The sequence below is a fragment of the Flavobacterium sp. LAR06 genome (genome assembly GCF_041946075.1).
Lineage (GTDB): Bacteria > Bacteroidota > Bacteroidia > Flavobacteriales > Flavobacteriaceae > Flavobacterium.
Genome location: NZ_JAUTYT010000015.1, coordinates 97047 through 119447, shown reverse-complemented (window position 1 = coordinate 119447; position 22401 = coordinate 97047). Strand labels below are relative to the sequence as shown.

The 22401-nt window shown below is 34.3% G+C and carries 20 protein-coding genes and 1 pseudogene; 16 read left to right on the top strand and 5 right to left on the bottom strand.

Features of this window, described 5'->3' with window-relative positions; all coding sequences use genetic code 11:
• Positions 1-627 precede the first annotated feature (627 nt).
• The 4 genes and pseudogenes from Q7C23_RS19895 to Q7C23_RS19880 all read right to left on the bottom strand — a co-directional run.
• Positions 628-1014: pseudogene (locus Q7C23_RS19895) on the bottom strand (peroxiredoxin family protein); the annotation flags it as partial.
• 18 nt (positions 1015-1032) lie between these two features.
• Positions 1033-1794 carry a DUF4369 domain-containing protein gene (locus tag Q7C23_RS19890; RefSeq protein ID WP_375034137.1) on the bottom strand — a complete coding sequence of 254 codons (762 nt, stop codon included), beginning with the start codon at positions 1792-1794 and terminating at the stop codon, positions 1033-1035.
• A gap of 257 nt (positions 1795-2051) precedes the next feature.
• The gene (locus tag Q7C23_RS19885) at positions 2052-2492 is read right to left on the bottom strand and encodes a KTSC domain-containing protein (RefSeq protein ID WP_072973585.1); all 441 of its coding nucleotides are present in this window, start codon (positions 2490-2492) and stop codon (positions 2052-2054) included.
• A 313-nt stretch (positions 2493-2805) separates the two neighbouring features.
• Positions 2806-3057, bottom strand: coding sequence for a hypothetical protein (locus Q7C23_RS19880; protein ID WP_074662021.1), 252 nt, complete (start codon positions 3055-3057; stop codon positions 2806-2808).
• An 86-nt stretch (positions 3058-3143) separates the two neighbouring features.
• Here Q7C23_RS19880 and Q7C23_RS19875 point away from each other — a divergent pair, with 86 nt between their 5' ends.
• From Q7C23_RS19875 to Q7C23_RS19825, 11 genes are all read left to right on the top strand, one after another.
• Entirely contained in the window at positions 3144-3683 is a 540-nt protein-coding gene (locus Q7C23_RS19875) for a hypothetical protein (protein WP_375034136.1), read from the top strand.
• Complete coding sequence (locus Q7C23_RS19870; protein WP_086065325.1) at positions 3683-3832, top strand: hypothetical protein; 150 nt, start codon at positions 3683-3685, stop codon at positions 3830-3832. The genes Q7C23_RS19875 and Q7C23_RS19870 overlap by 1 nt, the downstream gene beginning before the upstream one ends.
• Before the next feature lie 98 nt (positions 3833-3930).
• On the top strand, positions 3931-4164 hold the full coding sequence (locus tag Q7C23_RS19865) for a hypothetical protein (protein ID WP_375034135.1): 234 nt from the start codon (positions 3931-3933) through the stop codon (positions 4162-4164).
• Positions 4154-4534: a YchJ family protein gene (locus tag Q7C23_RS19860; protein ID WP_375034134.1), complete on the top strand. Its 381-nt coding sequence runs from the start codon at positions 4154-4156 to the stop codon at positions 4532-4534. Before Q7C23_RS19865 ends, Q7C23_RS19860 begins: the two co-directional genes overlap by 11 nt.
• A gap of 106 nt (positions 4535-4640) precedes the next feature.
• The gene (locus tag Q7C23_RS19855; RefSeq protein ID WP_375034133.1) at positions 4641-5759 is read left to right on the top strand and encodes a VWA domain-containing protein; all 1119 of its coding nucleotides are present in this window, start codon (positions 4641-4643) and stop codon (positions 5757-5759) included.
• Positions 5760-5871: 112 nt separating this feature from the next.
• Positions 5872-7335, top strand: coding sequence for a magnesium chelatase (locus Q7C23_RS19850; RefSeq protein WP_375034132.1), 1464 nt, complete (start codon positions 5872-5874; stop codon positions 7333-7335).
• 162 nt (positions 7336-7497) lie between these two features.
• Positions 7498-8091, top strand: coding sequence for a 2OG-Fe(II) oxygenase (locus Q7C23_RS19845; protein ID WP_375034131.1), 594 nt, complete (start codon positions 7498-7500; stop codon positions 8089-8091).
• A 40-nt stretch (positions 8092-8131) separates the two neighbouring features.
• Positions 8132-8512, top strand: coding sequence for a hypothetical protein (locus Q7C23_RS19840; protein ID WP_375034130.1), 381 nt, complete (start codon positions 8132-8134; stop codon positions 8510-8512).
• Positions 8513-8558: 46 nt separating this feature from the next.
• The gene (locus Q7C23_RS19835) at positions 8559-9413 is read left to right on the top strand and encodes an EamA family transporter (RefSeq protein ID WP_375034129.1); all 855 of its coding nucleotides are present in this window, start codon (positions 8559-8561) and stop codon (positions 9411-9413) included.
• Positions 9414-9876: 463 nt separating this feature from the next.
• Positions 9877-11163: a Glu/Leu/Phe/Val dehydrogenase gene (locus Q7C23_RS19830; protein ID WP_375034128.1), complete on the top strand. Its 1287-nt coding sequence runs from the start codon at positions 9877-9879 to the stop codon at positions 11161-11163.
• 134 nt (positions 11164-11297) lie between these two features.
• A complete protein-coding gene (locus Q7C23_RS19825; RefSeq protein WP_375034127.1) occupies positions 11298-12518 on the top strand; it encodes a sterol desaturase family protein in 1221 nt (406 codons plus the stop codon).
• A gap of 79 nt (positions 12519-12597) precedes the next feature.
• On the opposite strand, the gene Q7C23_RS19820 is transcribed toward Q7C23_RS19825, so the two are convergent.
• Positions 12598-14196: a DUF6377 domain-containing protein gene (locus Q7C23_RS19820; protein WP_375034126.1), complete on the bottom strand. Its 1599-nt coding sequence runs from the start codon at positions 14194-14196 to the stop codon at positions 12598-12600.
• Positions 14197-14677: 481 nt separating this feature from the next.
• On the opposite strand from Q7C23_RS19820, the gene Q7C23_RS19815 reads away from it, so the two are divergent.
• The 5 genes from Q7C23_RS19815 to Q7C23_RS19795 all read left to right on the top strand — a co-directional run bounded on the left by Q7C23_RS19815 (position 14678) and on the right by Q7C23_RS19795 (position 22396).
• Positions 14678-15199 carry a DUF5004 domain-containing protein gene (locus Q7C23_RS19815; RefSeq protein WP_375034125.1) on the top strand — a complete coding sequence of 174 codons (522 nt, stop codon included), beginning with the start codon at positions 14678-14680 and terminating at the stop codon, positions 15197-15199.
• A gap of 7 nt (positions 15200-15206) precedes the next feature.
• Positions 15207-16289 (top strand): hypothetical protein, encoded by a 1083-nt coding sequence (locus tag Q7C23_RS19810; protein WP_375034124.1) that lies wholly within the window; start codon positions 15207-15209, stop codon positions 16287-16289.
• A gap of 121 nt (positions 16290-16410) precedes the next feature.
• Entirely contained in the window at positions 16411-19413 is a 3003-nt protein-coding gene (locus Q7C23_RS19805; RefSeq protein WP_375034123.1) for a SusC/RagA family TonB-linked outer membrane protein, read from the top strand.
• 24 nt (positions 19414-19437) lie between these two features.
• Positions 19438-20952: a RagB/SusD family nutrient uptake outer membrane protein gene (locus tag Q7C23_RS19800; protein ID WP_375034122.1), complete on the top strand. Its 1515-nt coding sequence runs from the start codon at positions 19438-19440 to the stop codon at positions 20950-20952.
• A gap of 199 nt (positions 20953-21151) precedes the next feature.
• Positions 21152-22396 carry a glycoside hydrolase family 71/99-like protein gene (locus Q7C23_RS19795; RefSeq protein ID WP_375034121.1) on the top strand — a complete coding sequence of 415 codons (1245 nt, stop codon included), beginning with the start codon at positions 21152-21154 and terminating at the stop codon, positions 22394-22396.
• Positions 22397-22401: the final 5 nt, after the last annotated feature.

Below are 22401 nucleotides of genomic sequence, written 5' to 3'. Positions count from 1 at the left end.
GAGAGCAGGATTCGAACCTGCGAAGTTCACACAGCAGATTTACAGTCTGCCCTCGTTGGCCGCTTGAGTATCTCCCCGATCTCAGCATTGATGCGCTTTGTTGTTCTAAGCGGTTGCAAATATATAAACGTTTTTGATGTTTACAAACTAAAATCGCACTTAATTTTAAGTTATTTTTGAATTAATTTTTAAGTTGTTGGTATTGAATAAAATAAAAAAGACATAATAATGAAGTTTTTTTTTATTTATTCGAAATGTTGTTCCCATTTGACCAAAAATGCTACTATTTTCGAGGTTAATATAGACGTTTACATATCTTCGGTAGGTATTTTTCTTGCTTCATAAAATGTAAAAACACCTTAAATTAACTTAATGTGATTTTGAGTAAAAAAGATTCTTCTTAAAAATAGTGCAAAAGCGTTTGTGTTAAATCATCTTTTGTAATTGCATCTTCTTTATTTGCATCTTCATCGTAATGATTAAAGGACAATATTTCGCATTGTAAGCATAGTTCTTTGGAAATAGCGTCTAACACTTCAGTTTGTTTTTTAATTCATTTTGATGTAGCATAAAACAAAAAAATCTCCACTAGGGAGATATTTTTTTGTTTTATGCTGAATCTTATTCTTATTTAGCTAAAAGCTCTAAAACTTTTGCCCTTAATTCAGGACCTCTCAAATCTTGTGCAACTACTTTTCCTGATGCATCAAGAATAAAAGTTGCCGGAATTGATTGAACTCCATATTGTGCAGCAATTGGCTCGTCCCAAAATTTTAGGTTCGAAACATGTGTCCAGGTTAAACCATCTTTTGCGATAGCTTCTTTCCACTTGCCAGCTTCTTTGTCTAAAGAAACTCCAATAATATTTAGTCCTTTAGCGTGTAATTCTTTGTATATAGCTACAACATTAGGATTTTCTTTTCTGCATGGTCCGCACCATGAAGCCCAGAAATCAACAATAGTTACTTTTCCTAAGCTTTCTTTAAGCGAAACTACTTTGCCTTCAGGATTGGGAGCAGAAAAGTCTGATCTTCATTTAGCGCTACCAACAGGAGGAGCTGTTGCACCAACTGCAGGCATTTTTGCTTGACCAATTTTTGATTTAGCTTCTTTTCCAGGAGTAGTATTTTTTAACGACTCGTCTAATGAGTTGTATAAACTTTCAATTTTTTTAGCATCTGCTGTAGGATCTTCAGACATTCCTTTAACGATCAATACAGAGATAAAAGATTTTGGGTGACTTTCAGCGTAAGTAACATATTTCTTTTTAGAATCTGCCTGAACTTCAGTTTGAATAGTCATGTATTGTTTCATCAAACCGTTGATAGTTGCTGTATCTTGAGCTTGTTGAGCTTGCTGCATTTTCTGAGTGTTGTTTTTCTGAAAATCTACTAATCTTTTTTGAGTTTTTTGTAACTCATCATTAAATTTTACATACTCATCATTGCTATAAGTACCTGCAATTTTAGATTTATGAATACTGTCTTTGTCAATTGCAACTGTAATTTCACCAGTTTCTAAGATGAAAGGAATTGGTCCGTTTGCATCCTGAAGAATTAAAGTATGAAAAGCTGGTTCAGTTACTTTTCCTTTTATTTCAAATTTTTCGTTTTCAACTTTTACTGTATCAAGAGCAACATTCATTTTTGTTGTTGGATCCTGGCCTTGAAGAATGATTGTTTTTCCGTTTGCAATTCCTTTTGCAGTTCCTGTAATAAGGTATTCTCCGTCTTTAACTTTGCTGCATGACATTATCGCAACTGAAGCGGTAAGTAAAAAAAATATTTTTTTCATTATAAAATTAATTAGTTAATTGATTTGTGCAACAAAAGTATCTAAAAATATAAAACATAAAGAATTTTGTAACCTAAAATTTTGTTATAGTTTTTTTGTCTTTAATCATCATGTTTTCAGGGTGTTTGCTAGATTTAATCGACTTAAAACTCTTAATTATATGCTTATTTAAACTCAAACTAAGCAATTTTCTGATTTTTAAGCATAAAAAAAGCACTCTGTAGACAGAGTGCTTTTAGGTATATTCTAGCGTAAAACTATTCTTGATTTGTTTTCTTTCTCCATGTGAAAGAGTTCAATATATGTCTTTTTGCGAATCTTCCAGGAGAATCAGCATTTACCATTTTCACGTAAGTTGCTTTAGGGACACTAATGTATTCGTAAACACTTCCGTTAGAGAAATCGATAATTAAACGACCTTCAACAAATTTATAATCTGTAATTGAACAAGTAGAAATCGTTTCAGTATATTCTGGTAAATTTGCTTTAATCGTCTCAGGATTAATACTTACCAAAAAGTGATAAGCCTCAATAATCGCTTTACTTTTTTCTTCTGCTGCTTTTAAACCAGCATCATCACCTTGAAATTTATCAGGATGAGCTTCTTTCATCGCATTACGATAAATGGTTTTCAAATCTTTTAACTCAGCAGTTTTGTCTACGTTTAGTAACTTGCGGTATTCAACTATTTTTTTCATAAATAAAAGGTAACTTATTGTCTATTAGTTTGAAATGAGTGTTTTTTACTTCAAAACGACAAATTTTTTGCAAAGGTACACTTTTTTTTAACTTTTTAGTTTTAAGGCAAAAAATATTCGAAAAAATAAAGACTGTGTGTTAATTTAACCGCAAAGAGCGCAAAGTTTTTTAACCATGCACTGTTTAATAAAACACAAAGTTCGCAAAGTTGTATGTACAAGCTTTGCGAACTTTGCTTAACCTTAGCGCTCTTTTTTGAGGTTAAATTCTCATTTTCAAACCTGAAACCTGAAACCTGAAACCTGAAACAAATTATTTATTCTCAGGCTTATGATTTGCCTTATCAAAGTTTTTAGATTTCTTTGGATATTTATCATAACTAATATCACTTGGATTTTCAATCACCGATTTAATGGTAACCCAATCACCAAGATTAAAATTTGAATGAGCAATTTTGTAATCTAAAAGATATTCACCACAAAAATAATTGTTGTTTTCATCTTTTTCGATGATACCGGTATAAACTCCTTTTTGAGGCATTTTTTCTTGTGAATCTTTAGACATAACTTTTTTATTTTAAATTGAGGTTACAAAGTTAATCAATTAATGTTTGTTTTAGGGAGTTCGCGACAATCTCAGTATATTTGCATATGCAAAAAAACTTCAGACCACATCCCAATTCGTTCAAAAACACCTTTTGTGTTTTTCATGAAGTACTTCCAGATGCAATTGAAGGCTTAAAAAAACAGTTTGAAAGTAAGGCGGGAAGTATCTATTATTATAGTGAAACCGGAATGTACAGAGTTTCGAATCATTGGGGAAGATTAGCCAACAGTAAATGGCGTTTGATTGCAATGGAACCGGAAACGCCTTCGAAAACAAAAATTGGTTTTGCAGCCTGGAGCGAATTTCATCCGGATAATGCCGAAGAAAAATTATATTATATTGAAGCTGATTTTGATAAGAACACTGTAATCTATCAGCATAAAAATAATCCGGTCTATGATAAAAAAGCGATTCTGAGAACGAGTTTTGAAACAACAAAACGTATTAAACAAATCAGAAACCTGCAGCAACTGACTTCCTGGGCAAAACATTTTGAGGAAGACATTGATGTTTTGAGAGAAAAGATAATTACGGAACTGATTTATACCGAGAAAAGTTTAGAAGAAATTAAAAGAGAAATATAATGGGACGCAACAACGAAAAGAACATCAAAGCACATAATGACAAATTGCACAAAGCCCAAAATAAAAAGAAACAGGCTGAAGTTGCACGCAAGGAAAAGCTCAAAGAAATTGTAAAAAAGTTCAACGAAGATAAAAAGAACGAAGAGTAGGAATAGTTTCAAATTTTCTTTGTTTTAGGTTTCAAGTTGCTAAACTTGTAGTTTTAACCTGAAACCTGAAACCTGAAACAAAAATAACAATAACAGATATGAATAGTAAATTCGACGATTTAAAAATAAGTGTGCAGGAAATAATTGATTTAATTGCTGCAAAACAGGACAGAGAAGCTAATAATAAATTGCTTGAAGTAAATGAAACTTTAGACGAAATGTTGGATCATGCCGAGGAAGATGAAGAACTGAGAGAAATCAGCAGATATCAGGTTTTATTGAATCAGCTGCATGTTAAGATCAATGGAGAAGAGGCGGTTGATGGAGAATAAAAAATGTTTTTGCGATACAGGTTTACTGTTTGATGATTGCTGCGGATTGTATCTCAAAAACAATCAAAAAGCGCCAACCGCACTAGCTTTAATGCGTTCAAGATATTCGGCTTATGCTACTCATAATGCCGATTATCTTCTGGGAACCACTCATGTTTCGGAAAGAGCTAATTACTCAAAAGAAGAAATTCTAAAATGGGCGACATCTAATAAATGGCAAAAATTGGAGATTTTAAGTTCGTCTGAAGAAACAGTTGAGTTTAAAGCCTATTTTATAGATTTAAATAGTAAACCTCAAATTCATTATGAATTCTCTACATTCAAATTTGAAAAGGGTTCCTGGTATTATGTTGATGGAAAGTTTAAATAATTGACAGAAATTGCCTCGATTTCAACTGCTTTCACCTCGATATTTTAACTAAAAATTAATAAACGTTTCTTTTTTCGTAATTCTAAAATAGCGTAATTTTAGAATTATGAAAAACGAATTTAAAAAAGGTTTTTATTTTAAGTCGTACGAAGCCCCTTTTCAGTCTCCGTTTGAAAAACTTTTTGGCATATTCAAAGAGCTTATAACCCATACTTCGGGCGATTTTGATGAAGCTATAGACTGGCTTCGGGAGTTAGATAAAGAATATAAACTGACGGATGAGCACTACACTATCGATGATTTTATCGAAGATTTAAAAAAGAAAGGTTACATAAAAGACGAAGCAAAAACCGATGGGACCCCTGGTTTTGGAATTACTGCTAAAACAGAACGCGCCATCAGACAACAAGCCTTAGACCAGATTTTTGGCAACTTAAAGCGCTCCGGTAACGGAAATCACAAAACAAAACATGCCGGAAATGGCGATGAACATACCGGTGAATTCCGTGAATTTAATTTTGGAGATGGTTTAGAGCGAATTGCCTTAACCGAGAGTTTGCGTAACGCACAAATCAATAATGGTGTAGAAAGTTTCATGCTGACCGAAAATGATTTGGTTGTCGAAGAAACGCAATACAAAGCCCAAATGAGTACGGTTTTAATGATTGACATCAGCCACAGTATGATTTTGTACGGTGAAGACCGAATTACGCCTGCCAAAAAAGTAGCCATGGCGTTGGCAGAATTAATCACAACGCGTTATCCAAAAGACACGCTCGATATTTTAGTTTTCGGAAATGATGCCTGGACGATTCCTATTAAGGATTTGCCTTATTTACAAGTGGGGCCCTATCACACCAATACAGTTGCAGGACTTCAATTGGCAATGGATATTTTGCGTAGAAAACGAAATACCAACAAACAGATTTTCATGATTACCGATGGAAAACCAAGCTGCGTTCGCGAACGCGACGGTTCCTATTACATGAACAGTAACGGACTTGATGAGTATATAGTCGATAAATGTTACACACAGGCACAACAAGCCAGAAAACTTCATATTCCAATTACAACTTTTATGATTGCAAACGATCCGTATTTACAGCGTTTTGTGAATCATTTTACAGAAGCAAATCAGGGAAAAGCATTTTATACCGGACTGAAAGGTTTGGGCGAAATGATTTTTGAAGATTATGAAACGAATAGGAAGAAAAGAGTTCGCTAATTTAGGTTCTATGCTAAGGTTCTAAGATTTTTATACATGACGTATATTGTAGAGACGCACAGCAGTGCGTCTAACACAATCCAAATAAAATAACAACAAGACATTTCATAAAATGGAAATAAATACTATAAAAACACTTGGTCAATTAAAGGCTTCAGGATATAAGAGCACAAGTATTAAAGATGAATTGCGAAATAATCTTCGTGAGAAAATCAAATCTGGGACACCTGTTTTTGAAGGTGTTCATGGTTTCGAAAATACGGTAATTCCAGAACTGGAACGTGCTATTCTATCCCGACACAATATCAATTTATTAGGACTTCGTGGTCAGGCCAAAACGCGTTTGGCGCGTAAAATGATTGAATTATTAGATGAATATATTCCGTTTGTTACGGGGTCTGAAATTAATGACGATCCATTAAATCCAATTTCACGTTTTGCAAAAGATTTAATTGCTGAAAAAGGAGATGAAACTCCAGTTTCATGGTTGCACAGAAGCGAACGTTTCTTCGAAAAATTAGCCACACCAGATGTTACCGTAGCCGATTTAATTGGAGATGTGGATCCGATAAAAGCAGCGAATTTAAAATTGTCTTATGCGGATGATCGTGTGATTCACTTCGGAATGATTCCGAGAGCGAACCGTTCTATTTTTGTCATTAACGAATTACCTGATTTGCAAGCCAGAATTCAGGTAGCGTTATTTAATATTTTGCAGGAAGGCGATATTCAGATTAGAGGCTTTAAATTGAGAATGCCGTTAGATATGCAATTTGTATTTACAGCAAATCCGGAAGATTATACGAACAGAGGAAGCATTGTAACGCCTCTTAAAGATAGAATCGGTTCTCAAATCCTGACACATTATCCGGAGAGTGTTGCCATTGCCAGAACAATCACGGAACAAGAAGCTAAATTAGACGAAACACAAAGCGAAATTGTTTATGTCCCAAGTTTGGCTAAAGATATTTTAGAACAAATTAGTTTTGAAGCGCGTGACAGTGAATACATTGATAATAAAAGCGGTGTGAGTGCGAGAATGAGTATTACGGCTTACGAGAATTTAATAAGTACAGCAGAGCGTCGTGCTTTAAAAGCCGGAGTTGATCATACCATTTTGCGTTTGTCTGATTTCATCGGAATTATCCCGGCAATCACAGGAAAAGTAGAATTGGTTTATGAAGGAGAGCAGGAGGGAGCGGCTGCCGTGGCGCAGAATTTAATAGGATCTTCTATCCGAACTTTGTTTTCTGATTTCTTTCCGAAGATTGAAAAATTAGAAAAACCGGGAGAAAAAACACCATATTCAGATTTGATAGAATGGTTCTTTGCAGAAAGTGGTTTCGAATTGTTAGATGATGCTTCAGATGCTGAATACAAAAGCATTCTGGACGAAGTAACACCCTTGGAGACTTTATTGAAGAAATATCAGCCTCAGTTAGATAAAAAAGACCAATATTTCATGAAGGAATTTATTTTATGGGCTTTGGTCGAATATAAAAAACTAAGCAAGGATCGTTTTGCACAAGGACATCAATTTAAAGATATGTACGGAAGTTATATAAGTAAATTATAAATTGTGAATTGTTAATTATGAATTATAACTTTGCGTAGAAATAAACCCGAGAGCTTTTAAAAAGTTGTCGGGTTTTTTATTTATTGAAAATAAAGCCATTACCAGTTTTATTTCCTCTACCTTGCTCCGTTGGCTGCATTTGCGGTCTTTCCCAAAAATAAAATGGAAGAAGGTTTTGAAGATTTGATTGCGAGTTATATCGAAAACAAAGTAGGTATTTCAGAGCATTTTTTAAGCAAAGAATTAGCAGACAATCTTAAACAAAATCTACTCGATTTAAAGCAAAGAAGTTTGTTGTCTGAAGCTGGGATAGGTAATTCTGAGAAACTCTCTTATGATGGCGCTATTAGAAGCGATTCTATTTACTGGCTGGATAAAAAGCATAATAATGTTTTTGAAAATGAATTCTTTGCGCAAATCGATGCTTTCATTCTTTATTTAAATGAAAGTTGTTACGCTGGAATCACGGGGTATGAATTTCATTATTCTTTATATGAAAAAGGTGATTTTTATCTGAAACATTTAGATCAATTCAAAAATAATCCGAGCCGAAAATATTCTATGATCAGTTATCTCAATAGTAATTGGCTGGAAAGTGACGGCGGAGAATTGATGATTCATCAGAAAAATAACAATCAAAAAATTTCGCCTACTCAGGGAAAAACCGTTTTCTTTAAAAGTAATGAATTGGTTCATGAAGTTTTGGTTACACAAAATACCCGAATGAGTATTACGGGGTGGTTGAAAAGTGACTAGATTTAAATAACTATTTTTGATTTCTGATAAAAATGAAAAAATGGAAGTCAAATATATTTTAGAACTCAATGGTGTTAATATAGGTTATACAGAATTTGAATATGCAGATCCGCCAATGGGAGTAGTGCATGGAAAAATAATATTTGATGGGATCGACTCTCCTTATAATTTGTTTCGAAATCATTGTAAAAAATATAAAATTCAGATTAATTCAGATTTCCCTAAAGAAAAGTTTATTGATACAGTTGTAATCCCCGAATTAAAGATTCTTTTGCAAAATGGTAGTCAATTGCCGGGTTGGGGCGGTGCAATAACAGGTATGGATTCTGATGGATTTGAAATTCAATTTGGTGGCATTTCTTCTGAATTAATGCAAACTGAATTTAAGCATCATTATGTGAAATATTTTGCACATGAATAAAAACTAGAAGTTGTTTAGTCTTATTTTTGTATCCAAAATTTAGTTTATGTTATTCCTTATTCTTAGTATTCTTTGCAGTGTAATAGTAGGTGTTATTTTTAAAATAACCCGAAAATTTGATACTAATCCGATTCAAATTGTAGCATTCAATTACGTAACGGCATTGGCACTTTGCTATTTTACTTTCAGTCCCAATTTAAACGAGGTTGATGCAAAAGCGCCATGGAACATTTACATCGCAATTGGAATATTATTACCAGTCGTTTTTCTGTTTTTAATCGCTTCTATAAAGCATATGGGAATCGTAAAAACGGATGCAGCACAGCGTTTATCTCTCTTTATTCCAATATTAGCAGCGTGGTTTATTTTTAAAGAAGAATTTAATTCCTATAAGGTAATCGGACTTGTGATTGGCTTTTTGGCACTTTTATTTATCTTAAGAAAACAATCTGAAAATGCAGAAAACAAATGGATTTATCCAGCCGTAGTTTTAATAGGTTTCGGAATAATAGATATTCTTTTCAAGCAAATAGCCCTATACACAACATTGCCTTATCCGACATCCTTATTTGTTGTTTTTACGATCTCCTTACTAATCGCTATTGGAATTGTGGTATTTGGAATGGTCGCCAAAAAGGAAAAACTCAGCCTAAGAAACATTCTTTTCGGAGGTGTAGTTGGACTATTTAATTTCGGGAATATATTGTTTTACCTAAAAGCGCATAAAGCATTTTCAGAAAATCCGTCAACTGTTTTTGCGGGAATGAATATGGGGGTTATAATTTTAGGAAGTCTTGTTGGTCTGCTTTTTTTCAAGGAAAAATTATCAAAAATTAACTTCATTGGTATCTTTTTAGCCTTAATTGCGATAATATTTATTGTTATTTCACAATTTAAGTAAATTTTTTTGTAGTCTAATTCGTTTATTTACAGCTCTTTTAAAGTTAAGTTTTAATTTATTTAAAATAAACTCTACTAATTCTATAGAATTTAAGAAATATATTTATAAATTTGTCCCAACAATGAAATACTCTAGTCAAAATATCATTCAGGTCATGTGCACCACCACGTTGTGTTGCATGGTGAACTATACAGTGAAATGGCGTTAATAGAAAATTACTTGTTAGTTATTTTTTTTTTAGCCTTTCATGCACCAATGAAAGGCTTTTTTTAGAACTATTAAAAAATAAAGAAATGAGACCAAATAGAAATACGAATATTATGATGCAGTGTTGTCTGATAAAAATTCCATGTTGCCGAATGCGATGTTGGAGATAAAATTGACGTTTTTCTTGCTGTAAGTACGTGCGTCTTGAAAAACAGAAAAATACAAATCAAATATTCAAATTTAAAATATACAAAAGATGAGCATAGAAATAATTAAACAGAACCCCTTTCAATCGATGATTGATCGTTTTAATATCGCAGCCGATATTCTTAATCTGGACGAATCAATCAGGCAAAAACTGCAACGTCCGGAAAAACAAATCGTGGTTAATTTTTCGATTGTGTTAGATAACGGAAACGTTCAAAATTTTGAAGGATATCGAGTAATTCACAACACAGCTTTAGGGCCCTCAAAAGGCGGAATTCGTTATGATACAGCCGTTAATCTTGATGAAGTTAAAGCACTGGCAGCCTGGATGACCTGGAAATCTGCCGTAACCGGAATTCCTTTTGGAGGAGCAAAAGGCGGTATTATTTGTGATCCGAGAAAACATTCCAAAACAGAATTAGAGAAAATTACAAGAGGATATACCAAAGCATTAGCCGATATTTTTGGACCCGATAAAGATGTTCCTGCTCCGGATATGGGAACTGGTCCAGACGAAATGGGCTGGTTAATGGATGAGTTCTCATTAGTTCACGGCAAACCAATTCATGCTGTGGTGACTGGAAAACATTTGCATTCCGGAGGTTCATTAGGAAGGGTAGAAGCAACCGGAAGAGGTGTTAGTATTATTACATTATTAGCCCTTCAAAAATTAAAATTGAGACCTGCAAGATCTACTGCCGCTATTCAGGGCTTTGGAAATGTTGGATTGCATTCGGCTTTATTTTTATACGAAAAAGGATTGAAAATTGTTGCGGTTAGTGATGTTTCAGAAGCTTTTTATAATCCGGAAGGGCTAAATATTCCAGAGTTAATTTTGTATTATAATCTGAACAACAAGAATATTAAAGGCTATCCTAATTCGGTTGCCATCAAACATGAAGACTTGTTATTATTAGATGTTGATGTATTGATTCCGGCGGCCAAGGAAGATGTTATTACACAGAAAAATGCCGCTGATATTAAAGCAAAAATCATTGTTGAAGGAGCGAACGGACCTGTTTCTTCAGACGCAGATAAAATATTGCATGACAATAATGTTTTGGTTGTTCCAGATATTTTAGCGAATGCCGGTGGTGTAACAGTTTCTTACTTTGAATGGCTTCAGAATTCTCTTTTAGAATCATGGAGAATTCATCAGATTAATACCCGTTTAGAAGATATTTTGGAAAAAGGTTTTGAAACGGTTTTCAGAATTGCCTTAAAACATAATGTGACGCCAAGAATTGCAGCCTATATTATTGCTTTGCAAAAAGTGGCAGATACACAATCAGTGAAGGAGGTAGCATTAGATGCTCCGAAATTCAAGCAGAATTAAATATTTGGTTTGGGAGAAAGATTTTTTATTTGTTGAAATCGTTTTTGGTTAGTAAACGAAATTAATTAGTAAAAATATCTTTCTCTTTTGGTTTATAAATGACTTTCTCATCTATTAAAAAGTAATTTTTAAAAATGGAACATATTAATTTTCTTGCCTTTGCAATGCCTGCTTTTTTCCTTTTTTTATTTCTGGAATATAAGTTGGCACAAGGAGAAAAAAGACCTGAAATTTTCAATTATGAAAGTTCTGTTTCAAACATTAGCATTGGTATAGCCGAGAGATTAATTAATCTTTTTATCTCCGCCAGTTTTTATCAGTTGTATTATTTTATTTATGATAATTACAGGCTTCTTGATATTCCGGCTACTATTTTTGTGTGGTTTGCCTTAATTCTCGCTACCGATTTTGTTTGGTATTGGTACCATAGATTAGGTCATGAGGTTAATTTTTTCTGGGCTGCGCATATCGTGCATCATCATAGTGAAGAGTTTAATTTTACCGCTGCGGCCAGAATTACTACTTTTCAGGCTGTTATCCGAACGGGATTTTGGTGTGTTTTGCCTTTTGTTGGTTTTCATCCAAAAATGGTAATTGCGATGTTGATTGTTCACGGTGCGTATTCCTTTTTTACGCATACGCAGCTTATTGGCAGAATTAAATGGCTGGAATATGTTTTTGTAACACCTTCTGTTCATGGTGTTCATCATGCATCTGATGAAAAATACCTGGATAAAAATTACGGAGATATGTTTACTTTTTGGGACCGTCTTTTTGGCACTTTCCAGGAAGAAGAAGAAAAACCAAAATACGGGCTAACGCATCCTTTAAAAAGCTATAGTTTTTTATGGCAGCATTTTCATTACTATTTTGAGATTTATGAACTATGGAAGCGTTCCAAAGGTTTCAAGGCCGGCTGGAAAGCCGTTTTTGGAAGTCCGGCCCATATGGATCAGGATATTCGGCCAACGCTGGAAAAAAGATTTTTACAAGACAAGGAGAATCCACATCAACGGTTGAAGTTTCGAAATTATCTCTATATACAATTAGGAGTTTGTACTTTGTTTCTAACCGTTTTTACTTATTATTTTGAGTATTTAAATGGTTTCGATAAAGTTTTTGTATTGTTCTTTATTCTCATTACACTGGTTAATTGCGGAGCATTATTAGAACAGCGAAAGTGGATTTATTATCTGGAATATGCTCGTCTTTTTATGATCACAACTTACTTTTTATACGAAGAAAATCTGACGGTATTTTTCTTTGTTCCGTTAGCAATTATGATTTTTGCCGAGCAGTTGTTTTCGTTAAGTAAACGCTATCAGAATGTGATATTGCAATTGGAATCAGAATAAAAGTTTTTCGCCACGAATTCACGAATTTTTATTTACCAAATAAGAATAATAATTCGTGAATTCGTGGCTATTTTTTTAACTAGATCGTCTTAATTGCCATTATCTTCTCTTCAAACGTATCTTTAAAATCAGATTTGCTTTTGATTCTTGTTTTGTACGTATAAATGGTAGCTACAGAAAGTTCCAGGAATTCTGCCATTTGACTACTGTCCTGAATTCCTAAGCGATACAAAGCAAAAATTCTGAGTTCGGTATTTAAAAGCTCTCCTTTTTTAACGATGCATTTATGATCATTCGGAAATAAATGATTAAAATCCGTTACAAAAGTAGGGAACAATTTCAGGAAGATTTCATCAAATTGATGGAAAAGATTCTCGCGTTCTTCCTTCACATTGTAACGTTTCAAACTCGCAATAACTTCATCTGTTCTTTTGGTAATGATTTTATGAAGTGTGCTTTTCTGAATATGGTCTATCTTATTAATGAAGGCTGAAGTTGCCTTAATAAAATAGGTAATATATTCTTCTTTAATAGCATTGGCTTCACTCAGGCTAATATTCATTTCCTGTAGCTGCGCATATGATGAGGCCATTATTTTTCTGGCTTTATTTCTTTCTTTTAATTGTTTGAAAATGATAATCAGGAACAAAACAATAATTACGGTAAGAATTGTCAATAAAATTATGATTCTTTCCAGTTTATCATTTTTCTCTTTTACGTTATTCAATTGCGCTTTCTCGATAATTGGCAAGATCGTGGAAATCTCGATTTTTCGATGTCTTGCATTATAGAAAGTAGCATCGTCCATCGCGATATTGATGTATTCGTTGGCTTTATCCAAATAGCCCATTTTAAAGAGTTCATTGGCTAAATTCCGAAGGGCGACCGTTTCTTTGGTTGCATTTTTAACATCAGCAATAGCGGCAAGTGCCAGATAATAAATGGCTTTTTTAGTATATCCTCTTTCAGAATAAATATAGCCGAGACTTGAGGTCGCTATTCCATAATAATCAGGAGGTAATTTATAGTTGTTGATCCAATAACTAAAAGCAAATTCAGCACCACGCCAATCTTGTTGTTTTAATCTTTTTAAGCTTTCAGCTGCCCAATATTCATTAGTATTGGTTCCGATCAATTCTAAAGCCTTTTTCAGGAAGTGATTTCCTTGTTGTACATAATGAATATTAAAACGCTGATCTTTATTGTAATCGGCTAAATCATAATAGGCTCGGGCTTTTATAGAATAATATTCGAATTTGTTTTTTTGATCGAGTTTTTGATCGTCTATAACATTTAAAGTGTCGATGGCTTCTTTAAAAAGTCCAGACGAAAGTAATACGAAACCTTCCTTAATTCGGCTTTTGGCTAAATATTTAGGATCTTTTAAAACAATCGCCTTGATTTTTGCTTCTTCTAAATAATAATAAGCGGAGTCGTATTTGAATGATTTGTATTCGTCAAACAACGACATATAACTATTATAAAGCTGTTCGTTGTTTTGACTTACGGTAAATTTTGATACATCTTTTTTTAGGGCTTCAATTTTACGATACTTCTGTTTTAAGAAAACGTCTTTTTTAAGAAGCACTTTATCTAATTCTTCCAGCACTGGATTTGTCTCTTTCGCAGTTAGAGAGAAACCTGCAATGAAAAAAAATAGAATGAATATTCTTTGCATAGTTAGTTTTGGTTAAGGGTAAAATTCTCTTTGGTTTGTTGAGTTAATTCGTTTTTTAATTCAGGACATTAATCTTCACAGTTGATAATTAATAGCTTTTAGAAGATGGTAATTCTCTTAATAACAAAGCTATAAAATTTGGTTTATCAAACAAAAATAAGATCTAAATGTTAAAAGTAGTCTAATAATTTGCAATTATACAATAAAAAGCGATAATATATATGTATAGTGAAAAAAATATAGACTTTAATTTGCATATTGTCATAAATACCATTAATTAAATGCTATTTTTCATCTCAACAACGTCTTGATTTTTGTAATTACAAAAATATTATAATATACTGATTATCAATAAATTAAATTGAATTTTATTTCAATTACATCTTGATTTTTATCAGATATTTTTTTTTAGGTTTTTTTAACATCTAGCTTCGTTCTGTCTTTAATGAGACAAAAAAACTAACAAACAAACCACAAATTTATGAGATGTAAAAGTATTTATTGGTTAGCTGTTATTATGTGTCTGTTTGCCATTGGGTGTGACAGTATTGATGACGGAAGCTATGTTGATCCGATTACCATTTATGAGAAAGTAAACGGAGATTGGGGATTAACAAATTTGAAAATGGTAGATGAATCTGCAAAAGCAAATGCCATCGAGCCAAACGAACAAAACTTGAGTACGTACTTTAACTACGAGGATTTTAAAATCAGATTCAGCGTAGACGAAAAGAACCAGCCAACAAGTTACGAGGTTATGGGTAATGTTCCTCCTTTATTTGCCCCAAAAGGATATTGGAGATTAAGCTCCGATTTTCAACAGACTAATGCCAGTGCAGTAAGAATCTATCTGTACAGCGATGCTCAAAAAACACAAAAAACAGATGAACTTCGATTAACATCAGTTCCGGGAAGCAACGACGAAATGGAATTTCAGTTGGTGCATTCTTCTAGCGGAACTCCTTTTGTGTCTTATGTATTTAAATTAAATGCTATTAATTAAAAGTAATATGAAAAAGTTTATATATACAATTTTACTTGCCCTTTTGATGGCACCTAATTTTATTCAGGCACAAGAAGCTGCCGGAGCTGTGGGGCCTATATCATCATTTCCGGTAGTTTATAAATACGATGAACAGGTGACGTGGTATTTTGACATGTCAGGATCTACTTTTGCAGAAAATGAAGATCTCTATCTATGGATGTGGTCACCATCTGAACCAGATGCAGGAAACTGGGAAAATTCGTCAGATTTTGCGAAACTGAAATATGAAGGAGATAAAGTTTGGAGTTTTACTTTGACTCCAACAGTTTATTTTTCTCAGACTCCAGATCAAATTGCGGCAAGCGCGGGATTTTGGTTTCGTTTAAAAAACAAAAACGGATCAAAGCAAAGTGATGTAGCTAATGTAGCCTATACTGATTTCTCTTCATTTTATACTGCAAATGAATTAATCAGATCATATCCAACAAAACCAACAATTGACAAACCAGTTAGTATTTTATTTAATTCAAATTTAAAAGACGGTTTTAGCGGAGTGCCGAGTGTGCATTTTCACAGTGGTCTAAATAATTGGGCTGTTTTGCAGGAATATCAGGCCTGGATTCCGGAAGTATCTCAAAAAACAAAATTGAAAGATCTTGGAAATGGTTTTTACAGAATGGATTTGATTCCACAGGAATATTATAATACTGAACCGGGTTTTGTTATGGAAAACATTACTTTTCTCTTCGTAGCAAAAGACTGGACGACTAATTCTGGTGATCAGATAATTTACGCCGGAGAATATATTCCGCCACCGCCACCAGTATTTGGATTTTTCCCTTTACAAATTAGTCAAAGAGATTTCCTTGGAATGTCTCGTAAAAACAACGAGCCAGGTGTGAACAAATTAATTTACACGATTAACGCGGGCAGTAAAGTAATTTCAGGTGAATTTGCCGGAGGAACGGCTGAGATAAAAGGATTTGTCAATTTGGTTTCTGAACTTAACGGAATTTCGGGCTTAACAGAAATTCATGTTTTGGTAAAAGACAATAAAGACAAAACGATTTCGGATACCACAATTCCTCTTAAAACTTTAGACAAATAATTCACTATCAAATTAAAACATCAATTCTAATGAAATGGGCATAAACCAAAAAATGGTCATAATTCCAATATTGGATATGCGAATTACATATGACCGATAAAAAACAAAAAAATAACGACCTATGAATAGTAAAAATAAAAAAATAGTCCTGCAGCATCTGTGGACTACTAAAACTGTGGTATTCATGATTTTCATGCTTTTTCTTTCGGCAGGAATGTTTGCTCAGGAAAAAAAGCAGGTATCAGGTACCGTTTATGACAATACAGGTACTGTATTGCCGGGCGCTTCTATAATTGAGGTGGGTACTAAAAATGCCACCACAACAGATTTTGACGGAAGATTTACTTTGTCTGTAGCTGTAGGAGGTTCGATTGAAGTTTCGTTTATAGGAACAACAACTCAAAAAGTACAAATTACATCAGCAACAAAAAATAATATTGATGTTCGTTTACCAAACGACGGTTATCAACTGGCAGAAGTACAAGTTGTTGCTGTTGGATATGGAACGCAAAAGAAATCCGATTTAACCGGAGCTATTTCAACGGTTAAAGCAGACGATTTAGTAAAAGGAACAATCTCTTCTACAGAGCAGGTTTTGCAAGGTAAAGTGGCAGGTTTAAATGTTATTCGTCCTTCGGGAGATCCTGCAGCTGGTTCTACTTTACGTTTACGTGGAGGAACTTCATTAACAGCAAGTAATAGTCCGCTTATTGTGGTGGATGGAATTGCTGGTGTTGATATCAATGTTGTTCAGCCTTCTGATATTAAATCAGTAGACGTTTTAAAAGATGCTTCGGCGACAGCCATATACGGATCAAGAGGAGCAAACGGAGTTATTATCATTACTACAAAATCTGGAACAAAAGGTGTTTCTGTTACCTATAGCGGATTATCAAGTTTTGGTTTTGTGAATGATAACTTAGATCTTTTATCAGCCAATCAATGGAGAGGTTATGTACGCCAAACCGGAAATCAGGATGCAATTGATTACGGTGGAAATACAGATTGGCAAAAAGCAATTGAACAAACGGCTATTTCGCAATCGCATACTTTAAGTATCAATTCTGGTAAAGCGGATAGTGGTTTTAGAATGTCACTTTCGTACTTAAATAATGAAGGGGTTATCAAATCGACAGGATTGGAAAGATTAAGCGGAAACGTTAGCGGATACCAATATCTTGGAGATAATAAAGAGGTAAAATTTGATATGGGCTTATTTGCCAATATCGACAAATGGCATCCTTTAGATTACAGAATTTTTGAGCGTGCCTATAACTTAAATCCAACGATTCCGGTTTATGATGAAAATGGTGAATTTACTTCAGTTGGTGGAACTATTTATGAAAATCCGGTAGAAATTTTAACCAACAGAACTGTTGATAATGAAAGACACAGACTTTTAGGGTATTTTAAAACAGAGGTTAAATTTTTAAATGATTTTACGGCTGTTGCCAATATTTCATTAGAACATAATGCAGTTCAGGGAAGTACTTACAAGCCAACTTATGCTGTTATGGAAGGAAGAACTGAAGATGGTTATGCTCAAAAAACGTACGCGGAATATACTAACGCACAAGGAGAACTTTATGTGAATTACAATAAAACTTTTGGAAAACACACTATTAGTGCTTTGGGTGGATATTCATACTTAGAGAATATTTACGAAGGTTTTGGAGCACAAAGAAGTGGTTTCGTATCAGACGCTTTTGGTTATAACAATTTAGGAGCAGGATATAACTACCGTTTGGGTGATGTGTATTCTTATAAAGGAAAATCAAATTTAGTTTCTTTTTATGCTCGTGCTAATTATAGTTTTGACAGTAAATATTTGTTCACTGCAACAGTAAGAAGAGACGGTTCAAGCCGTTTTGGAGAAAACAATAAATGGGGAACTTTCCCGTCGGCATCTGCGGCATGGAGAATTTCTAACGAAGAATTTATGAGTGCTACAAAAGACTGGTTAGGCAATTTAAAATTAAGGGTGGGTTATGGAGTTACAGGAAATCAGGATGGAATTGGTGAATACAAATCGCTTTCGATCTTAGGAGTTGGAAATGACAGTTACTACGATCCGGTTACGCAAACCTGGAGTTTGGCTTATTCTCCAAAACAAAACCCGAATCCTGACTTAAAATGGGAATCTACCAAACAATGGAATATTGGTGTTGACTTTACCTTGTTTGACAGAGTTACAGGTTCATTTGAGTATTATTCAAAAAATACAGAAGATTTGTTATACACTTATGAAGTGCCTCAGCCTCCATACTTAGTAGGAACGATGTTGGCAAACGTTGGTGAAATGTCAAACAAAGGAGTTGAGCTTACGCTGAATGCAGACATCATCAAAGGCGATAAATTTTCATGGAATGCTAATTTAACTTTAGGGCACAACGTTCAGAAAATCGAAAAACTGTCGAACACAACCTATGAGACAGATGTAATTTACAGCGGATCTTTACACGGATTAGCGGGTATGTCCGGACAATATTCTCAAATTATTGCTGAAGGATATCCGGTTGGAACTTTCTGGGGTTTCAAAAATGCTGGACTTGACGCAGATGGAAAAATTCAGTACTACAATGCAGCTGGAGCTGTAGTGGCAGAAAGTGCTTTAACAGATGCTGATAAAACAGATTTAGGAAATATTCAGCCAGATTTGACTTTGGGTATTGGTATGAATTTTACGTACGGAAATTTTGATTTAGGCGTTTCAGGTTACGGAATGTTTGGCCAAAAAGCATTAAATGCGACCAATATGATGCTCAATGATCCTAACAGATTACCAGCCTATAATGTTCCGGATGATTTCTTAAACAGCGGTCTTACTTCATCTCCAAAATATTCAGATTACTGGATCGAAGATGCTTCTTTCTTCAGACTTCAAACACTTTCAGTGGGTTATACTTTACCATTGAAATCGAAATCATCAAAATTCAGAGTTTATGCTATGGGAGAGAATCTGTTTGTAATTACAGGTTATAAAGGTGTAGATCCGGAGATTGGTTTAAATGCGCAAGATGGTGCGGATCAAACCGGATTGGCAGCGCCTGGAATCGATAAGTACAATAATTATCCACGACCTACTACAATTTCTGTTGGTTTAAATTTTACGTTTAATAATTAAGCGATTAACTCAAAAATAGAACAAATGAAAATCAAAATAACAGCAGCATTATTAATAAGCATGCTCTTTACGATATCATCATGTACCGATTTAGATGAACAATTATATGATAGGGTAGAAGATGGGAATTTCGGAAATACTCCCAAAGAAATTGATGCATTAGTTGGAGGCGCGTATTCTTCGTTAAGAGGATTTGCAGATGGGATATCAAATAATTATCCAACGTGCGAGTATGTATTCTTTTTAAATGAAACGGTTTCTGATGAAGCGACAATTCCGACCAGAGGAACAAACTGGTACGATGGCGGACAATATCAGGATGCACAAAGACATACCTGGAAAGCAGATAATCGTATGATTCTTTCGGCCTGGCGTTACAATTACACCGGAATTGCAAAAATCAATTCGATCATTTATCAAATTGATAAATCATCATTGACAGATGCTGCTAAAGCACCAATTTATGCTGAATTAAAAGCCTTAAGGGCGTATTACTATTACAATCTCTTAGACTTATTCGGAAATGTGCCCATTGTAACCAATTTTGAAGATACGGCTTTACCATCGAATTCTACCCGTAAACAAGTTTATGATTTTGTGGAGAAAGAATTACTGGATGCTATTCCGCATTTAACGGCAAACGTGGTATACTCTAAATTCACAAAAAATGTGGCCTATTCTCTTTTGGCGAGATTGTATTTAAATTCAGAAGCTTTTATCGGAACGGCTCGTTGGCAGGATTGTATTGATATGTGTCAGAAAGTTACAGGATATACTTTGGCTCCTGACTTCTTCACCAATTTTGCTACAGATAATCAAAAGTCACCTGAAATTATTTTTGCAATTCCATACGATTCAAAAGCGGGAACAGTAGGAAACTATATGTCCTCAATGTCATGTCATTACTTGCATAAATTAACGCTTTCTCCAATTGGAGATTACCCTTGGAGCGCTAACGGAATGTGTGCACAACCAGGTGTTTACTCTGCTTTCTCTGACACTGACAGAAGAAAAAAATGTATGGTTGCCGGAGATCAGATCAATTTGGCAAACGGTCAGGTTATCGTTATGGATAACGGTGAACCTTTAACCTATACAGAAGAGGTGACAAGTGTTGCTGATGCTAAAGAAAATGAAGGTGTTCGTTTGGGTAAATATGAAATGAAAGCTGGTGAACAATGGGAACGCGATCATGACTTAGTTGTCATTCGTTATGCCGAAATCCTGATGATGCAGGCAGAATGTTATGTTCGTTTAGGATCTGCTGATTTGGCAAAACCATTTTTACAGCAAGTAACAGCACGTGCCGGAGAAGAAATGCCAGCAACAATCGATCTTCATTTTATTGATCAGGAATTGCTTAAGGAATTTACTTTTGAAGGAAGAAGAAGAACGGATAATATTCGTTTTGGAACATTCTTCCTGGAATGGTGGGAAAAAGGTACAACAGAAAAATACAGAGCAATTTTTCCTATTCCAAGTACTGTTTTAACTACAAATAAAAACCTGAAACAGAATCCTGGTTATCCTTTGAATTAGGTTACTGAATGTCAGTCTTCCATGTTGGTTAGTCGTGGAAGGCTGACATATTTTATAGTTTTTTTAGCCACAGATTAAAATGATTCGCACAGATTATTTGCAAACTAAATTGAACTTTAGATAAAATTATTTTTAATCTTTTAATCTGTGACAAAAAAAAATAGCCATCAACAGTTATAAAAACAAATAGTATTTCAATATGAAAAGATATATCACATTATTGTTTTTTGGTGTCATGAACATTTTAGTCGCCGCTGGATGCAGCAGTGATGACAAAGGTTCAGATAAACCGACAGAACCAGAAACAATTCAGCCTGTTGCGATTGAAAAAACAAATACCACCAAAATTTATGTGCATTATATGCCCTGGTTTGAAACCAATGAAAGTAGTGCCGATAAAAAATGGGGATATCACTGGACAATGGCAAACAAGAATCCGAATACGATAGGAGCAAACAACCGTCGGGAAATTGCATCGTATTATTATCCTCTACTTGGCCCGTATCATTCAGGTGATAAAAATGTGATTGAAAATCATTTATTATTGATGAAATATTCAGGAATTGATGGTGTTTTGATCGATTGGTACGGCACTTATGATGTTAACGATTACAGAATGGTAAAAGAAAATACAGAACAGCTAATTGCCATGTTAGACAAAGTTGGACTTGAATATGCGATTGTTTATGAGGACAGAGTAACGACAAATGTTGTCAATGCCGGAAAAGCAATTTCTGTTACAAGCGCTGCCAAAACTGATTTAGCTTATATGGAGAAAAATTATTTTTCTGATGCCAATTACATCAAAGTAAACGGGAAACCATTGTTATTGAACTTTGGACCAATTGTATTGCAAACACCTGCAGAATGGACCAATATTTTTGGTACGCTGACGACAAAACCTACTTTTTTAACGCTGTGGGATCAATCTGTTGAAGCGGGTGCTAATGCCTCTGGCGAATATGCCTGGGTATATAAAAACAGTACCTATTTGACGAATTTCTATACAAACACAAAACCAAAACTTTCAGTTGCCATGGGAGGTGCTTATCCTGGTTTTAAAGATTTTTATGCCGAGGGTGGCGGCGGCGGTGCTATCGGTTGGACAATTGAACATAACAACGGAGCAACTTTAGATGAAACGCTTGCACTGGCTAAAAATGCCAATTTAAATTATCTGCAACTTATTACATGGAATGACTTTGGTGAGGGAACGATGTTTGAGCCAACAGTAGAATTTGGATATACTTACATCGAAAAAGTGAAAACCTTTGCAGGTGTAAAAAATACCGAATCCTTTTTTGCAGATATAAGTAAACTGTATAACCTAAGAGTAGAAAAGAAAGGCAATGCCGATGCCCAGAAAAAATTAGATCAGGCTTTTAATTATTTTGTTTCTATGCAGCCTGCAAAAGCGAAACAAGTAATTAGTGAAATAAAATAAGAGTT

Excerpts from the sequence above, each read along its gene's own strand:
- Q7C23_RS19890 (WP_375034137.1), bottom strand. The coding sequence starts at position 1,794 with ATGAAAAAAATATTTTTTTTACTTACCGCTTCAGTTGCGATAATGTCA.
- Q7C23_RS19885 (WP_072973585.1), bottom strand. The coding sequence starts at position 2,492 with ATGAAAAAAATAGTTGAATACCGCAAGTTACTAAACGTAGACAAAACT.
- Q7C23_RS19880 (WP_074662021.1), bottom strand. The coding sequence starts at position 3,057 with ATGTCTAAAGATTCACAAGAAAAAATGCCTCAAAAAGGAGTTTATACC.
- Q7C23_RS19875 (WP_375034136.1), top strand. The coding sequence starts at position 3,144 with ATGCAAAAAAACTTCAGACCACATCCCAATTCGTTCAAAAACACCTTT.
- Q7C23_RS19870 (WP_086065325.1), top strand. The coding sequence starts at position 3,683 with ATGGGACGCAACAACGAAAAGAACATCAAAGCACATAATGACAAATTG.
- Q7C23_RS19865 (WP_375034135.1), top strand. The coding sequence starts at position 3,931 with ATGAATAGTAAATTCGACGATTTAAAAATAAGTGTGCAGGAAATAATT.
- Q7C23_RS19860 (WP_375034134.1), top strand. The coding sequence starts at position 4,154 with ATGGAGAATAAAAAATGTTTTTGCGATACAGGTTTACTGTTTGATGAT.
- Q7C23_RS19855 (WP_375034133.1), top strand. The coding sequence starts at position 4,641 with ATGAAAAACGAATTTAAAAAAGGTTTTTATTTTAAGTCGTACGAAGCC.
- Q7C23_RS19850 (WP_375034132.1), top strand. The coding sequence starts at position 5,872 with ATGGAAATAAATACTATAAAAACACTTGGTCAATTAAAGGCTTCAGGA.
- Q7C23_RS19845 (WP_375034131.1), top strand. The coding sequence starts at position 7,498 with ATGGAAGAAGGTTTTGAAGATTTGATTGCGAGTTATATCGAAAACAAA.
- Q7C23_RS19840 (WP_375034130.1), top strand. The coding sequence starts at position 8,132 with ATGGAAGTCAAATATATTTTAGAACTCAATGGTGTTAATATAGGTTAT.
- Q7C23_RS19835 (WP_375034129.1), top strand. The coding sequence starts at position 8,559 with ATGTTATTCCTTATTCTTAGTATTCTTTGCAGTGTAATAGTAGGTGTT.
- Q7C23_RS19830 (WP_375034128.1), top strand. The coding sequence starts at position 9,877 with ATGAGCATAGAAATAATTAAACAGAACCCCTTTCAATCGATGATTGAT.
- Q7C23_RS19825 (WP_375034127.1), top strand. The coding sequence starts at position 11,298 with ATGGAACATATTAATTTTCTTGCCTTTGCAATGCCTGCTTTTTTCCTT.
- Q7C23_RS19820 (WP_375034126.1), bottom strand. The coding sequence starts at position 14,196 with ATGCAAAGAATATTCATTCTATTTTTTTTCATTGCAGGTTTCTCTCTA.
- Q7C23_RS19815 (WP_375034125.1), top strand. The coding sequence starts at position 14,678 with ATGAGATGTAAAAGTATTTATTGGTTAGCTGTTATTATGTGTCTGTTT.
- Q7C23_RS19810 (WP_375034124.1), top strand. The coding sequence starts at position 15,207 with ATGAAAAAGTTTATATATACAATTTTACTTGCCCTTTTGATGGCACCT.
- Q7C23_RS19805 (WP_375034123.1), top strand. The coding sequence starts at position 16,411 with ATGAATAGTAAAAATAAAAAAATAGTCCTGCAGCATCTGTGGACTACT.
- Q7C23_RS19800 (WP_375034122.1), top strand. The coding sequence starts at position 19,438 with ATGAAAATCAAAATAACAGCAGCATTATTAATAAGCATGCTCTTTACG.
- Q7C23_RS19795 (WP_375034121.1), top strand. The coding sequence starts at position 21,152 with ATGAAAAGATATATCACATTATTGTTTTTTGGTGTCATGAACATTTTA.